Here is a 14,882-nt window from a genome sequence, read left to right as displayed (position 1 = left end):
GTTGAGTTATTTTAAAAAGGCTCCCAAAAGGGGGCCTTTTTTTGCGTTTTTGAACACAAATTGTAGAGATTTTTCGTGAGCAATTGAGTTAAAATGCGCGATGTTTTGGGTGATGTAACCATCGCGTAAAAAATATTCATTATAAGAAATCTTCCGCCCGATAATTAAGCACAGGATTGGATTCGAACTCATATGTTGGAAAAGAGAGTTTTATCGACACTATTTGCATTGCTGTTAGGTATGACGGCTTTGTTCGTAAATGCACAATATAATCAGGCACCAACCGCACAGCAAATTGAGCAGTTTAAGCGCTTACCAGTGCAACAACAGAAGGTGCTGGCGCAGCAACTCGGTATGGATTATGCCACGATCCAGGCATACATTTCTGGTAGTGGCAACGCCAATCAAAATAATATAGATACGACTGATAGTACTATATATCCGAGAGGAACTGAGTTTGATGAACTCGGGAATCCGGTTAGCTACGAAGATCCCATTGCTAAATTCTTAAAAATAGAAAGCCAGGAATTAAAACCTTACGGTTATGATTTGTTTGCCGGCAGTCCCTCTACTTTTGCGCCAGCAACAGATTCTCCGGTTCCCGCTAACTATTTATTGGGGGTTGGGGACACGCTTGAGATTCAAATTTACGGCAAAGAAAACAAAAACTATACATTGCAGGTAGATCGGGAAGGTCTGATTGTCATCCCTTCTATGAGCCCGTTGAATGTGGCGGGCTTAACTTTTAGCGAGGCTAAAGCGTTCATTTCGGCAGAAATATCTAAATATCTGATAGGTGTTGAATCCCATGTGAGTATGGGACAATTGCGCAGTATGCGTATTTTTGTTTTGGGAGAGGCCTTTAAACCCGGCGCCTATACTGTGAGTTCTCTGACCACTATGACCCAGGCGTTGTTTTTAAGCGGCGGTGTTAACGACATTGCCTCACTGCGAAATATCCAATTAAAACGCGCAGGCAAGACGATTTCTACTTTGGATTTATATGAATTGCTGACAAACGGCAATACAAAAAACGATGCCTTGTTACAACCGGGCGATGTGGTGTTTATTCCTACCATCGAATCGTCGGTAACCATCAAAGGCAATGTCAGACGTCCGGCAATTTATGAACTAAACGATACGACGACCTTTGCTGAGGCCATAGAATTAGCGGGTGGTTTCGCCTCTGATGCTTATCAGGGAGCGGTAAATGTGCAACGGGTCTCCGAAGGCGCAATTACTCAGTTAACCATAAAGTCGTCAGACATGGATAAAAGAGTGCATACAGGTGATGTTATCGACGTCCCCAGTGTGTCTGATAGTTTAGACAGCGCGGTAACCCTGGTGGGTGCAGTAGCCAGACCAGGACCTGTGCAATGGTACGAAGGATTACAGCTTAGCCATCTCATCAGTAATCGAAAAAAAGACTTGTTGGCGGAAGTTGACCTGGATTATGGACTGGTACTGAAAGGTTATCAAACGGGGGAAAATTTGCAGGTAATGCAATTTCAGCCGTCGAAATTATTGATAGGTGATAGTCATCACGACTTTTTACTTAGTAAAGAAGATATCGTTGTATTTTTCTCTCAGGTAGAGGGGAGTGAGTTGGGAAGTGAAGATATCCAGTCGTTGGCTCTCACAAAATCTGACTTAAAGAACAAAGAGAAACAGGCTTGGAAAGATAGAATTGAAGAGCGTCTATTTTGGCAACAGATAGGATTCGATTTTAAAAGTGCGGAACAATCTGATGCTGAGAATGAATTACGGGAAAGCATTGGTGCCTCAAAGCCCATTATTGAACTAACGCAACTTGAAGAAAAGCGACTAGAAAAATTTTATGATACCAGTGCATATTCCCGTACCCGATTACTTGCCCCAATCATTGAAAAGTTAAAAGTTCACGCATCATTTGCAAAGCCTTTGAAGTTGGTTGAAATTTCAGGTTCAGTGCAATATCCAGGATTGTATCCATTACCTGACAACGGCAGTTTAAAAGATGTGTTTCTAGCCGCGGGCGGATTATCTGAATCTGCATTTGCGCAGCAATCAGAAATAACACGATATTCTCAATCCGAATCAGGGGAGATTGTGGTAGAGAATATTCAGTTCAGCCCCCAGAGAATAGTAGAGGGAGATGAGGTTTTTTCACTGAAGAGTCGCGATCGAATTAACGTTTTCAGAAACCCAGAATGGCAAGAGCAACTTACTGTTGAATTAAGAGGCGAAGTTACATTTCCCGGAGAATATACGATTAGTCGTGGTGAATCACTCGCTAACGTTTTACAACGGGCAGGTGGATTAACGGAATATGCAGACCCAAATGCATCAATATTCTTAAGGAAATCTTTACGTCGTCAGGAAGCAGAAAATCTTCGTCGATTAACTGAGGATTTGCGTAAGGAGATAGCCTCTGAAAGCTTGCGTAAAGACACTGGCGCGGGCGCCCTTGTCAGTTATTCTGAGGTTCAAAAGTTGCTCAGAGATTTGACTCAGGTAAAAGCAATGGGGCGCTTGGTAATCGATTTACCAAAAGTACTCGCAAAACAATCTCGAGATATTACATTGGAAGATGAAGATGTTTTAATTGTGCCAGGAGTAAATAATACGGTGAATGTTATTGGCGAAGTTTATGTTCCAACGAGTCACCTTTTTGAAGACGATAATTCTTATACATCTTATATAAATCAAAGTGGTGGTTTTAAGAGTTTTGCTGACAAAGATCGCACATACATAATTAAAGCCAATGGCTCTGTTGTAATTCCTGAATCCAAAGGGTTTTGGTATCAGTCAGCCGCAAGTAAGGATTTTACGGTAAGTCCGGGGGATACTATTGTTGTGCCCTTCGACAGTAGTCACGTGGATAATTTGACGTTATGGACGAGTGCATCTCAGATCATGTATCAATTTGCTGTCACAATCGCAGCCGTTGGCAGTTTATAGGGGATTAGTGTGATTACATCAACAATAATATTATCTTTGTTATTGGCGTCTTTGGGTTGTTACGCTGCAATAAAATTAGTAAAACCCTTTGCTTTGAAAGTAGGGCTTGTTGATATACCGAACCATAGAAAAATTCATACTGGGGAAGTACCATTAGTCGGGGGGATTGCAGTCTATCTTGGGGTTTTAACCGCAAGCTCTGTCTTGTTACCACAAGGACAAATAGTCAATATTTATCTGATCTCTGCAGGTTTGATTGTGTTGTTAGGGGCGCTAGATGATTATAAAGATCTGTCTGTTGGGGTTAGGATAATAGCTCAGATATTGATTGCCTCATTAATGGTTTATGGTGCAGGTCTACACCTGGCAAATTTTGGCAATATTTTGTTTGGGATAACGACCAATTTAGGATGGTTTGGGTATCCATTAACAATCCTGGCAACTATTGCCGCCATTAATGCTTTTAATATGACTGACGGTATCGATGGTTTAGCTGGAATGTTGAGCCTCGTGGCTTTTGCGGGTATAGCTGTATTGATGATCCTTGGTAACGAATCGTTATTTGTATTGCCTTTGATACTTGTGGCCTCCATTGTTCCATTCCTATTTTTTAATTTGGGTATAATAGGTGGGCGTGCCAAAAAAATATTCATGGGTGACGCAGGGAGTATGTTTGTAGGGCTGAGCATAATTTGGTTGCTGGTTATTGGAACACAAGGTGAACAAACTTCATTTCGTCCTGTCACTGCTTTGTGGTTAATTGCCGTACCATTTCTTGATATGTGTGCAATAACTATTAGGCGCATTTTAAAAAGACGCTCACCCTTTAAGCCCGATAAAGAGCATGTACATCATATTGTCATGAGATTGGGTTTATCAGCTCGCTCAGCCTTGGTTTTAATCACTCTGATTTCTGTTTTGCTTGCTGCGTTCGGATTATGTGGCGAGTATTACCAATGGTCGGAAAGTTTCATGTTTTGTGCTTTTTTGGCTCTGTTTGTTGTTTATTTCTATTCACTGAAGCACGCATGGAAGGTCAGCAAATTCATTCGGAAATCATTAACAAAGAGGCCTAAACTGATTTAAGTTTAGGCTTTACCATTCAGTAAAAATTAAGCATACCCATGTATTATTGAGACGAAACTCAAGAGGAAAAGTATGAAAACGCAATCAGGTTTTACACTTGTCGAATTGTTAATTGTAATCGTAATTATTGGACTTCTTGGTTCTTTGGTTGCCCCGGAAATGTTCTCTAAAATTGGAAGCTCCAAACAGAGCACTGCAAAAGCGCAGATGCAATTTTTTGAAACTGCGTTAGACACTTATTATTTAGATGTTGGTCAATACCCCTCAGATTTACAAAGTTTGAAAAATAGCAATGAAAATGGTTGGGATGGTCCATATATTAAAAAGGATGTTCCACTCGACCCATGGGGGAACGCCTATCAGCTAACGGTGCCCGGTCCGGATGGCGCAAATTATCAAATTACATCATTTGGAAAAGATGGTCAGCCAGGTGGTAAAGACGAAAATGAGGATATAAAAGTAAGCGGATGAATATATCTGTCACTTTACAAGAGGAATTTGGTGTTAGCCCAGTAGATCTAGAAAAGGCAAAAACTTATCAGGCAAAATTTGGGGGCCGACTTGAAAAACTGCTGGTTAATATGGGGAGCCTGTCAGAAGATGCTCTCCCTGTGTTATATTCTCAAATGTTGGGAGCTAAGCTCTTAGAGGATATTTCTGATCTCATTGATGACTATGAATTACCTGAATGGGCATCACAACTAGATGTTAAGTTTTTAATTCGGAATCATTGGATTCCAATAAATGGTGAAGAAACTCATTTCTATACCTGTGATCCACTTGACTGGGATGTTAATCAGCATTTAATTCAGCGACAGTTAACTCCTTTGGTAACGCTGATTTCTAAAGATGATGCTGAGAAATTTGCAAGTAAGATCAATAGCGATATAACCGAAGAAAATTCTGGTGAATTAAACCACTTGGAGGAAGACAGGCTAAGAGAACTGGCTTCTGAAGCCCCGACGGTCAATTTACTTAATAATTTAATCGCCCGTGGTGTTAAATGGCGAGCATCTGATTTGCATATAGAGCCTGTAGCCGGGCGTTATCGGGTTCGCTACAGAGTAGACGGCGTATTAAAAGACGAAGGATTATTACCGTCCTCCCTGAGTTTACCTGTGATATCCAGAATAAAAATTCTTTCTAATATGGATATTGCTGAAAAGAGGAGACCTCAGGATGGAAAAATTGAAACTAAAGCTGCAAATGTTGAGCTCGATATTAGGGTATCAATTCTGCCTCTAGGAAAAGGTGAAAGTGTCGTGCTGCGTTTTTTGCGCAAAGACGCTGTGAGCTATGATATGTCTACCTTGGGTATTTCTTCTGATCTGGAAAGTAAAATCCTCAAGGATTTAAAGTCTACGGCTGGCGTTATTTTGTTAACAGGCCCGACAGGTTCAGGTAAAACAACGAGTTTGTATACATTCTTGAACGAACTTAATAATGACAAAGTTAAAATTATCACACTAGAAGATCCCGTTGAGTACCAATTGCCAGGAATTAATCAGGTTCAAGTTAATGCTGACATTGGTTTTGATTTTGCGGCTGGTTTAAGAAGTATTGTTCGTCAAGATCCCGATATCATAATGTTGGGCGAAATCCGAGATCAAGAAACGGCCAGAATTGCAATGCAATCAGCATTAACTGGACATTTAGTATTTAGCACCGTACACACCAATGATGCTCCGGGGGCTTATACTCGATTGGTGGACTTAGGTGTCGAAGAGTTTTTGCTGAATGCAGCTATTATTGCTGTTATCGCGCAGCGATTAGTGCGTAAGGTATGCCCACACTGTGCTGAGCCGGAACCCGATCTTGAACAGTTTGCTCATCTTCATATTGAAGAGCTTCTGATACACAATAGTATCGAACAAGTTCAGTTTCTGCGTGAAAAAGGTTGCGAGCATTGTGGAGGAACAGGTTACAAAGGCCGCATGTCTATTCTTGAATATCTTCCGAATGATGAAACGGTGAAATCGATGGAAAAAGATAGCCAGTTTATTCCCGCAGCGAAAAGATATAATCAAACGATTGGTAATAGAACATTGTTGGAAGATGGCTTGCTGAAAGCGGCACAGGGGAAAACTACCATCAATGAAGTACTCAGAGTTTGTGCCTGATGCCTCTATATAAGTTTAAGGCCTATGACAGTCAAGGCCATTCTGTTGAGGATGTGAGAGAGGCTGGAGATGCTTCTTCACTTAAAAAAGTACTGTTAACTGAAGGGTTAATGGTCGCATCAATCTCAGAACAATCAAAGGCTGTATCCTTAACATTACCCTGGAAAAGTCAAAAGTTAAGTTTGAAGGATATGGAGTTTTTAACTTCAGAGTTGTCAATATTACTAAACAGTGGAGTAAAAATTGATAAGGGCTTGGAGATTATAGCTCGTTCGAAAAAAGAACCTACGACTTCACGTGTTGTTGCAGAAATCATTAAAAAGCTTAAAAGTGGTAATTCTGTCTCTGAGGCTTTTCAAACCAATAAAAAAGACTTCGACCCTTTGTATTTAAATCTGATAGCCATTGGTGAGAAAGCGGGAAAGCTGCCTTCGGTATTTTCGGGCTTGGCCGGGGATTTAAAGTTTCAACAAGCGCTTAAAGCAAAAGTAATGCAAGCAATGACCTATCCTGCGATAATTTTGTTTGTTTGCATACTTTGTGTTTTATTTGTATTTAATTACATTGTTCCGCAGATGGGAAGCATCTTTGATAAAGACGATGCAATTCCTATTTACACGCGATTATTGTTAGGTGCCAGTGAATGGATGATCAATTATCAGTTTTGGTTGCTGGCTGGGATATTAGCTGCTGTTTTCGGTATTGCTTATCAATGGCAATCCCCTTCATTCAGGACTAAATTAGCTCATTATGCTTTGTCAGTTCCTATTATTTCAGATTTGGTTAAACAGGTGGAGCGTATTCGATTTAATTCTGCCATGGCGCTTATGACTGACGCGGGGGTTAAAGTAGATCATGCTATTAACGCTGCTGTAGCCAATGTGCAAAATCCGGTGATTCGCAACAGCCTTGAAATTGCCAATGGAAAGATAAAAAAAGGGGAGCCATTGGCTAAGAGTTTGTCGATGACTCCAATTTATCCAGCTTTTTACGTATCACTTTTGGAAGTGGGTGAAGAAAGTGGAGAATTGACTAGGATCTTCAATGAAATCGCACAGAGAAGTAAAACTGAATTTGAAAGTTGGACTGATAAAGTCACCAATATTTTAGAGCCACTGCTAATCCTGGTTATGGGGGGGATTGTAGGGAGTGTGGTTATAACCATGTTACTTAGCGTTGTATCAGTCAATGACATCACCATCTAAGCGAAAAGGGTTTACCCTTGTAGAGCTATTGGTTGTCGTTACAATTGTGATGCTCGCGACGGGCCTTGTCGGTGGACTCGTAGTTGACGGTTATTCAAAGTTCCAAGGCAAAGCAGAACTAAAACAATTCGAACAGATAATTTTAAAAGCAACTTCCAAAGCCTTTTTATTGGAAAAACCACTCCTGCTCAAAGTACGAGATAATCAATTGAAGGTTTACTTCGAGGAGCAGTTAATTCAGGAGAGTGTGTTTGATTATTTAAGTTTTTATGAAGATGAAATTTTGATTAATAGACTTGGGCTTGCCAGTAAATCACAACTCTCTGTTTTGATACTAGGACGTCGCAAAGTGGTATTGTTGAATGAGATCTCTCGTAGTGTTTAGATTAAGTCGTGGTTTTTCTTTGATAGAAGTATTAGTTGCTTCGTTGATTCTTTTTCTTGTATTAGCGACTGTCACTATTACTTATAGCGGAGCTGTAAAGGGAACTATGTCAGCTACAGAGTCATTAAAATTAAATAATTATGTTCCCATTTTATCCGAACATATCTCTCTTGAAATAAAAGATGGGAAACGCAGTGGCAATGCTCGCTTTATTGATCTGGAGTATCATTGGAGCACTGAATTAATTGAGTCTAAGCCAGTCATCGCTTTTTTTGACTCCGACAATTTTGAAGTTCGGGAGTCTGATATCACTGCCTATTATTGGCGAGTAACTTTGACGACGCAGTATAATGGGCGTCAAATGCACCACGTTTTTAAAGCCCTGTCATGGACCTGAATTCGAATAAAAAAACAAATGGGTTCACCCTTATCGAAATTCTTGTAGCGTTAACAATATTGATGATGGTGCTTTTCATCGGTAGTTTGGCCTATCGCACTTATTCCGTTTATTGGCACAAAGAGCTGGGTGATTTTAACGCAGATTTAGCTGAGTACGAAGGTATTACGAGGCTGCAAAACCTTATCAGAAACATCAAGCCAATGGTCTTTAAAGGTGGAGAGCGTGGCGGATACGTATATTTTGAGGGAGGTGACTCATTAATAAGGGCTATTTCGAATGAGTCGGTACAAAAGCAAAACGCTATATCAGCTTTTGAGATTTCGGTAGTTCAGGATACGTCTAATACAGTTAGAGTAGAATATCGAGAGTCTACAGTTATTGATAAGCCACTGTTATCTGAAATGGATATATCAGGGTATTCAAAGCCAATTGTTATCCTAAAAGGATTTGAAGATATCCGCTTCGAATACTTTGGCTGGATTGATTTTGACAACTTTTCTGTAGAGCAGCATCAAGATAACACCCTAACTGGTGAAAAAAAGTGGTTCGGGCTTTATAGCGGGAAAGATACATTGATATCTCCTTTGCAGGTTAAAGTCAGATTCAAAAAAGATGGTGTGTGGTCTGAACTTAGAATCCCTTTAAGTCAATTTTTACATAAAGATTTGTTGCAATTTATCGGAGTGGACTTGTGAGTGTGTCTACACAGCGTGGTATTGCCCTTGTTCAGGTTCTGCTCATATCAATGGTGCTAATGTTGCTCGTTGTACAGTTGAGCAGTAAAGCTAACAATGCAGTAGAAATCGCTACCGAACTAAAATATAAGGCAAAAGCTGAATTGCAGATTCAATCCACCTTCACTGATTATCAATATGCTCTGTTAACTCAGGATAAGTCGGATTATTTGATTCAGTTAAATGAGCAGAATATCTTGTTTACTAGTCAAGAAACAGGCATCGGAAATCATACCAAGGTAGCAGTGCAAGATATGGCGGGGTTGCTTTCAAGCAGTTTTTTTACTGCAGAGTGGCAATCATATTTAGGCGGAGATAGCGCTAAAGTTGATTATTTAAAGTCTTGGCAAGGGATAGAAGCCCAGTCGGTAAGTGTAGGTATCAAGCGCAACGCGCGTTTACCGTATGTCGAAGAGATAAATTTACTCAAAGGGTTCGAGAATGTCGATCTTTCCTATGTTACACATTTACCCACGGGTTTTTTTAATATGGCAACAGCTCCATTGGGATTGGTGGAGAAAGTTTATGGGAACGACATTGCCAATCAACTCAAGGCATTAAGAAGTGAATACAACTTTAACCGAAACACATTGAACGGAATCAAAGGGTTGGAGGAAGCTAGTGCATTCCCCCCAGGTGAATTTTCTCGCATAAATGTGAGTGTTAATATTGAAAATTCGGACAGGCGCATGTTGTCCAGAGGTCGCTATTATCTATTACAACCGGGGAATCCAATCCCTTTACTTGAATTAGGCTTAACTACACCATGAATCTTTTGCGTAAGTATTGCAAAAAAAATTCCTATCTGTTCCGGGCTGGTTCAGCACACTCCCTGTCGTATTCGACTCAGAACAATAGTTTTTGGACTGGACATATATTACCCATAGTTATAATTGGTCGAGAACATTACCAGGAACTCGAAAAAGTTTATCCGGTAGCTGACAAAAAAGATGTAACGCAAATCGTGGCAAATGAATACCCGCATTTAAAGATGCAACGATTGGTAAACAAAGATCTAACTTCAACGAATGCGACGCTTTATTTGTTTGATGACTCTGTGGCTGAATATGTGAATAACAACAATTGCATATTTTTACCAGAGACTATGTTGACTTCCTTTGTAGATGACGGGGAAATGTATACGATTGAGCGGCTTGGCGGCGTTCTAAATGTTGCTCGAAAGGGGAGTCTAGTTTTTTCATCCTCAGGAAGCGGCATTTACCAGAATCCCGATATGTTTGTATTGTCATCAGGGATAGGAGAAGTACAAGTCCGAAAGAAGTTACAGCAAACAGAGTATTTTGAGCTTTTACTGGAGCAGCTATCTTCAGTTGCTCCAGAGAATATGGCAACGTTGCTTAAGGGGCAAGTGTTGCATCGGAAAGTAGTTGATAATTTGCACATACCTTCTGTGTCAGTCGGTTTCTGCTTATCAGTCGTTTTATATTGGTTGCTACTATTTGGCCATCTTAAATGGAGTGAGATGATGACTCAAACCTCTGTGTCATCGGCCGAGGTAAAAGAAGTTATACAATTGAAACAAGCTGTGGCCGAAAAGCTCGAAACTGCCAAGGAGTTAAGAAGTGCTGGACAGGGTGCCATGTCCGGTGAGCAAATGTGGTCAATTATCACCAGTTTATTAGAAAACGACGTTTCTGTCGGTTCTCTTTTTTATGAGAATGGAGAAGCAAAGCTGTCTCTGGTTACCGCATCAGCCACGGAAACGGTGGAATTTTTACGCAGTATAAAAGGTGTCAAACAGGTTCGGGTAGACGGTGACATATTTAGTTTTCAAGGAAAGCAGAAAGTGAATTTAGTGATTGCCATTCAATCGGAGCAAATAAATGACTAGACAACAATATTTATTGCTTTTGGTTGCAGTGCTTTTGCTTTTGCGATTTGCAGTTGTACCGGCTTTTGAATGGTTAGATTCAGAGTTAGAGGAAGTGATTGCCGAAGGTAACAAGTCTGCAAAACAGGAAATGTTACTGCAATCAAAAGCGCCATTAGAGGCGCAGTTAGCGGAAATCGATTCATTTCTGGATGATGCTACGAAGCATGCGTTTAAAGCCGATTCTGTTCAGGCGGCTACTTTGGTAATTCAGAGCATGATCGAAAAAGAGGCACAAAAACACGAAGTAAAGATCAATCGAATAGCTTGGGTGGAACCCGATGGCGAAGAGAACAAATACCACAGGATTGAAATATATATCAAGGCCCATCCAGCAGATTGGGTGGCGCTGCAAAGTGATTTGAAAGGAAAAAGCTGGCTTCTATTAGAACGCATGAACTTTTTTTATTCACGCCGCACGGGGGATAGCTCATTGATTGGCACTATTAGTGGAACTCTAGCTTACAATTTAAACTTGTGGATTGAAGATGATAAAGACAATTAAACCGCTGCAGGTAGGCGGGGCAACATTATTGGGCTTGTTACTTGTCATGTTCATGCGAGTCGATAAGCGTGATGATTTGGGGGAAGTGGAGTCTCGGACCATTAACCCCATAACACTACCTAGTTTAAGTCAAAATTCAAATTGGAATGCCGGGGAATTGATAAACAGATTGTTGGTTATAATGCCGAAGCCAAAAACACCGAGCGCAGAGGAGTTAGCAAGGCAAAAAGCCGAACTTGAAAGTCAGGTAGCGGTAAAACCTGAAGTCGTGGTGGATAAAACGGTTAAACCTATGTTCTCGCTTTTAGACGATGACCATCAAATTGGGTTGCTTGCCGTAGTTCAGGAAAATCAACAGAAGTTTGCAGTATTGCAAGTTATCAACTTTGAAAGTAAAGAATCGAAGACCGTTAAGTTACTCGAGAGCAACACGTTTCAAAATCTTACGCTACGCATCAACTCCCAAACACAGGTTGAGTTGAATCGCAGTGACAAAAATATAATTCTAAACCTTTTTAAACCAAGGAACACATAAATGATTGGCACAATTTATAAACGCGTTTCGTTTATCGCTCTTTCGCTTGTGCTGGTGTCAGCTTGTCAGAGCACCCAAGAAAAGATCTCAGAACCTCAGGAACAAGTTTATTACATGAAGAAATCTTTGCTTCGAGGTCAGGCGCACGAGGATGAACAAGGTACTAATTTAAGTGATTCAGAAGAAACGGTTCCCGGCTCAAAGCGGGGGTTTACCAGGTTAGATCCTATAAGGCAACACAATCAGAATGTAGCTGACAAGATGGCTCAAAACCTTTTTTCACAATCTGATGAATTACGTATTTCAGCGAATAGCATGCCGGTTACTGATTTCATTCATTATGTGTTCGGCGATCTGTTTAAAGTAAATTATGTTATTGATAATGGGCTAAAAGAAGATGCGACACCGTTAACTTTGAATGTGCAAAATCCCATGACGCAAAATGAGTTATATACCCTTGTAGCAAATTTATTAGCGCAAAATCGCATCAGAATAGAATACAACGAAAACACCTTTTTTTTCCACAAGCCAGAAGACAACCGCGGCAGTGCGACTGTTGCTGTGGGTAGAGAAAGAACCTCGGTGCCAAATGTAGGAGGTCAAATTTTACAGGTTGTACAGTTTAACTATGGGATCCGTATTTCTCTGGAAAGAACGTTAAACAAACTAGTTGATGCGGAATTTATTCCAGATTTTGATCAGAACTCCATGTTTATTTTAGGGAATCGTCAAAATGTAATCAGGGCATTAGAACTCATTAATATGTTGGATGTGCCTGCTCACCGAGGAAAGTATATCGGATTACTTTCACTTGAATACATTAGTATGGATGACTTTACCACTCAGGCAATAACGTTGCTGACCAATGAAGGTGTGGATGCCGCCGTTAATACAGCACAAAATAAAAGTGTATTATTAGTGCCATTGGGGCACATAGGGGCTATAGCCGTTTTTGCTAGTTCTGAAGAAAGCCTGGAAAGAGTAAGGTACTGGGCCAATGTATTAGATCGACCAAGTCAGGGTGAGAATGCACAGTATTTTATTTACTCTCCTAAATATGCCCGTGCAAAAGACCTCGGTGAAAGTATTCAGGGGTTGCTGGGAATCAGTGTAGAAAAGAGTAATAACGAATCTACAGGGGCTAACGCTGCAAAACTTGCCAGTGGACGCACATCTTCTGCTTCAGGCTCTGTTGTGGGGCTTTCCTTTGTCGTGGACGAGCGAACCAATAACATCATTTTTAATACGACTGGCGACAGATATCTGAAATTATTGCCTTTACTTCAAAAGCTCGATGTTTTGCCAAAACAAATCTTGTTGGAAGTGATGATTGCAGAAGTCACTTTGACGGATAGCTTCAAATACGGGGTTGAGTTTGCGTTGCAGAATGATGAACGTTTTACAGCCTCGACACGAGGCGCTTTTGGCGTAGATAAAACTGGTGGTCTTTCTCTTTCATTATTAGATCAGGACTTCCTGGGCTCAACCAGAGCAGAAGCCGCACTGGCTTTATTTAAAGAAAATCAATTCGTGAACGTGTTATCTAATCCCACTTTACTGGTCAGAGATGGCATGACCGCCAGTATTAACGTAGGGACAGAAATCCCAACACGTGGAGCGTTGACAGTCGATGATGGTGTTCAAACTTCCAGCATAAATTATCGAGAAACGGGTGTTCAGGTTCAGGTAACGCCCACTTTGAACGCACAAGGCGTAGTTATCATGAATATTGCTCAAACTATTAGTAATGTTGTCGAAGGCACTGCGGGAACTGATACTCCATCAATTTTCAATCGCTCTTTAAGTACTGAAGCTGTTGTCGAGAGTGGGCGAACTGTTATCTTAGGGGGGCTAATTAGTGAGAGGAATGCGCAGGGGGAAACCAAAGTGCCAGTATTGGGCGATATTCCGTTAATTGGTAAAGCATTTAAGTCTGAATCAGACAGTACTGAGAAAACCGAATTAGTCATGATAGTTACACCAAAGGTTATCCGGTCTTCAGATGAATGGGATAAGCTATTGACTGAATTCTCAGAAAGCCTTGAGACGATTAAACTACGGCACTAATTTTTACAATTGGGAAAGGCTCTGTTTATTGTTTTGACATTACTCCGTGGCAGAACCGATTTTCAACTGAATTCAGTTCGTATTCAGCTCATTATGCTAAGTATCCCAAAAAAGCGGATTTTACAGTAAATAGTTGCCTGGCAAGCCGGGCGCTGGTTTTATATCTACCTCTGTAAAATTTAACTAGCGAAAAGTCGTGTTTAGAATTCGTGACTTTCTTTATGTGTATTTATTGGAGTCTATAAAGCAATGAAATATCAACAGCTTATGTGTTTTTGTGCGTTATTGTTTTGCACTTCTGACTATGCCTGGTCCGTTGAAAGTGGAGCAACTTTGAAAAGTGAGGAAGCCGAAGAGCAGTTTCCGACTTATAATGCTACTTATTACTCCAGAAATGGTTTTTCAGAGCTGTACTTTGAACATGTAGGTGCAGTTACCGGGAAAATCATCAGCATTGAGCCAGGCCCTGAGGGAAAGCTAATTTTGGAGCTTGAACTGACTGACGTGGAAAAAAAGTTGTGGGTTGCTACTATTAACAAAATACTCGAAGGACAAATGATTGTTGGGAATACCGTTGATGTGTTGGGTTTTTTCGATGAAACCCAAAAAGAACAACAATATATGGCAAAGATTACGGATGAGAAAGAGTATCTGATTGGTTTTTGCTTTAATGTTCACGAAACAAATTTACCAATTTACAGGAGCCATTTGTTGCACCATTGCCTGGCGTGGGAACAAGGCAAGCTTGATGTTCAGGCACTGGAAAGAACATTAACTAAATGATGCTTAGACTGAAAAACGCGCAAATATTGACGGCTTAAGTTTTTTCGCCTTTAGCAATGGCGAGCTAAGACCTCTATCGTGAAGCTGCAAAGAGTTTCAAAAAATTACAAATTATTGAAAATAAAGGTATAAACAGTTGTTGCTTCATCTCAAATTTGCCGCTATTCTTTTCCGAGATACAGGTATTGTATCTTATGAACGTTCATAAAATGGATTTGGGTAGTTGCCCGG

At 40.5% G+C, this 14,882-nt stretch carries 14 protein-coding genes; all 14 read left to right on the top strand.

Going from position 1 to position 14,882, the window contains the following annotated elements; genetic code table 11:
• Nucleotides 1-192: 192 nt before the first annotated feature.
• The 14 genes from ACXAD8_RS09815 to ACXAD8_RS09750 all read left to right on the top strand — a co-directional run bounded on the left by ACXAD8_RS09815 (nucleotide 193) and on the right by ACXAD8_RS09750 (nucleotide 14,651).
• Nucleotides 193-2,940 (top strand): SLBB domain-containing protein, encoded by a 2,748-nt coding sequence (locus tag ACXAD8_RS09815; protein WP_475227845.1) that lies wholly within the window; start codon nucleotides 193-195, stop codon nucleotides 2,938-2,940.
• Nucleotides 2,941-2,949: 9 nt separating this feature from the next.
• Complete coding sequence (wecA, locus tag ACXAD8_RS09810; RefSeq protein WP_475227843.1) at nucleotides 2,950-4,026, top strand: UDP-N-acetylglucosamine--undecaprenyl-phosphate N-acetylglucosaminephosphotransferase; 1,077 nt, start codon at nucleotides 2,950-2,952, stop codon at nucleotides 4,024-4,026.
• Nucleotides 4,027-4,098: 72 nt separating this feature from the next.
• On the top strand, nucleotides 4,099-4,497 hold the full coding sequence (gspG, locus tag ACXAD8_RS09805) for a type II secretion system major pseudopilin GspG (RefSeq protein WP_475227841.1): 399 nt from the start codon (nucleotides 4,099-4,101) through the stop codon (nucleotides 4,495-4,497).
• Nucleotides 4,494-6,146, top strand: a complete 1,653-nt coding sequence (locus ACXAD8_RS09800) for a GspE/PulE family protein (RefSeq protein ID WP_475227838.1) — start codon at nucleotides 4,494-4,496, stop codon at nucleotides 6,144-6,146. The genes gspG and ACXAD8_RS09800 overlap by 4 nt, the downstream gene beginning before the upstream one ends.
• Nucleotides 6,146-7,351 (top strand): type II secretion system F family protein, encoded by a 1,206-nt coding sequence (locus ACXAD8_RS09795; RefSeq protein WP_475227836.1) that lies wholly within the window; start codon nucleotides 6,146-6,148, stop codon nucleotides 7,349-7,351. The genes ACXAD8_RS09800 and ACXAD8_RS09795 overlap by 1 nt, the downstream gene beginning before the upstream one ends.
• Nucleotides 7,335-7,736 carry a type II secretion system protein gene (locus tag ACXAD8_RS09790; protein ID WP_475227834.1) on the top strand — a complete coding sequence of 134 codons (402 nt, stop codon included), beginning with the start codon at nucleotides 7,335-7,337 and terminating at the stop codon, nucleotides 7,734-7,736. The genes ACXAD8_RS09795 and ACXAD8_RS09790 overlap by 17 nt, the downstream gene beginning before the upstream one ends.
• A complete protein-coding gene (locus ACXAD8_RS09785) occupies nucleotides 7,714-8,133 on the top strand; it encodes a type IV pilus modification PilV family protein (RefSeq protein ID WP_475227831.1) in 420 nt (139 codons plus the stop codon). Before ACXAD8_RS09790 ends, ACXAD8_RS09785 begins: the two co-directional genes overlap by 23 nt.
• The gene (locus ACXAD8_RS09780) at nucleotides 8,124-8,831 is read left to right on the top strand and encodes a type II secretion system protein (RefSeq protein WP_475227829.1); all 708 of its coding nucleotides are present in this window, start codon (nucleotides 8,124-8,126) and stop codon (nucleotides 8,829-8,831) included. Before ACXAD8_RS09785 ends, ACXAD8_RS09780 begins: the two co-directional genes overlap by 10 nt.
• Nucleotides 8,828-9,640, top strand: a complete 813-nt coding sequence (locus tag ACXAD8_RS09775) for a hypothetical protein (RefSeq protein ID WP_475227826.1) — start codon at nucleotides 8,828-8,830, stop codon at nucleotides 9,638-9,640. Before ACXAD8_RS09780 ends, ACXAD8_RS09775 begins: the two co-directional genes overlap by 4 nt.
• Complete coding sequence (locus ACXAD8_RS09770) at nucleotides 9,637-10,722, top strand: hypothetical protein (RefSeq protein WP_475227824.1); 1,086 nt, start codon at nucleotides 9,637-9,639, stop codon at nucleotides 10,720-10,722. Before ACXAD8_RS09775 ends, ACXAD8_RS09770 begins: the two co-directional genes overlap by 4 nt.
• Nucleotides 10,715-11,266, top strand: a complete 552-nt coding sequence (locus ACXAD8_RS09765; RefSeq protein ID WP_475227822.1) for a hypothetical protein — start codon at nucleotides 10,715-10,717, stop codon at nucleotides 11,264-11,266. Before ACXAD8_RS09770 ends, ACXAD8_RS09765 begins: the two co-directional genes overlap by 8 nt.
• Complete coding sequence (locus ACXAD8_RS09760) at nucleotides 11,250-11,801, top strand: hypothetical protein (RefSeq protein WP_475227820.1); 552 nt, start codon at nucleotides 11,250-11,252, stop codon at nucleotides 11,799-11,801. The genes ACXAD8_RS09765 and ACXAD8_RS09760 overlap by 17 nt, the downstream gene beginning before the upstream one ends.
• Nucleotides 11,802-13,868 (top strand): type II secretion system protein GspD, encoded by a 2,067-nt coding sequence (locus ACXAD8_RS09755; protein WP_475227818.1) that lies wholly within the window; start codon nucleotides 11,802-11,804, stop codon nucleotides 13,866-13,868. It begins immediately after the preceding gene.
• A gap of 249 nt (nucleotides 13,869-14,117) precedes the next feature.
• On the top strand, nucleotides 14,118-14,651 hold the full coding sequence (locus tag ACXAD8_RS09750; protein WP_475227816.1) for a hypothetical protein: 534 nt from the start codon (nucleotides 14,118-14,120) through the stop codon (nucleotides 14,649-14,651).
• Nucleotides 14,652-14,882: the final 231 nt, after the last annotated feature.

Source organism: Planctobacterium sp. AWH2_060 (genome assembly GCF_056158425.1).
This window is presented reverse-complemented; position numbering and strand designations above follow the sequence as displayed.

What these genes read in the sequence shown, in the direction of transcription:
- ACXAD8_RS09815 (WP_475227845.1), top strand. Translation starts at nt 193, where the DNA reads ATGTTGGAAAAGAGAGTTTTATCGACACTATTTGCATTGCTGTTAGGT.
- gspG (WP_475227841.1), top strand. Translation starts at nt 4,099, where the DNA reads ATGAAAACGCAATCAGGTTTTACACTTGTCGAATTGTTAATTGTAATC.
- ACXAD8_RS09800 (WP_475227838.1), top strand. Translation starts at nt 4,494, where the DNA reads ATGAATATATCTGTCACTTTACAAGAGGAATTTGGTGTTAGCCCAGTA.
- ACXAD8_RS09795 (WP_475227836.1), top strand. Translation starts at nt 6,146, where the DNA reads ATGCCTCTATATAAGTTTAAGGCCTATGACAGTCAAGGCCATTCTGTT.
- ACXAD8_RS09790 (WP_475227834.1), top strand. Translation starts at nt 7,335, where the DNA reads ATGACATCACCATCTAAGCGAAAAGGGTTTACCCTTGTAGAGCTATTG.
- ACXAD8_RS09785 (WP_475227831.1), top strand. Translation starts at nt 7,714, where the DNA reads ATGAGATCTCTCGTAGTGTTTAGATTAAGTCGTGGTTTTTCTTTGATA.
- ACXAD8_RS09780 (WP_475227829.1), top strand. Translation starts at nt 8,124, where the DNA reads ATGGACCTGAATTCGAATAAAAAAACAAATGGGTTCACCCTTATCGAA.
- ACXAD8_RS09770 (WP_475227824.1), top strand. Translation starts at nt 9,637, where the DNA reads ATGAATCTTTTGCGTAAGTATTGCAAAAAAAATTCCTATCTGTTCCGG.
- ACXAD8_RS09765 (WP_475227822.1), top strand. Translation starts at nt 10,715, where the DNA reads ATGACTAGACAACAATATTTATTGCTTTTGGTTGCAGTGCTTTTGCTT.
- ACXAD8_RS09760 (WP_475227820.1), top strand. Translation starts at nt 11,250, where the DNA reads ATGATAAAGACAATTAAACCGCTGCAGGTAGGCGGGGCAACATTATTG.
- ACXAD8_RS09755 (WP_475227818.1), top strand. Translation starts at nt 11,802, where the DNA reads ATGATTGGCACAATTTATAAACGCGTTTCGTTTATCGCTCTTTCGCTT.
- ACXAD8_RS09750 (WP_475227816.1), top strand. Translation starts at nt 14,118, where the DNA reads ATGAAATATCAACAGCTTATGTGTTTTTGTGCGTTATTGTTTTGCACT.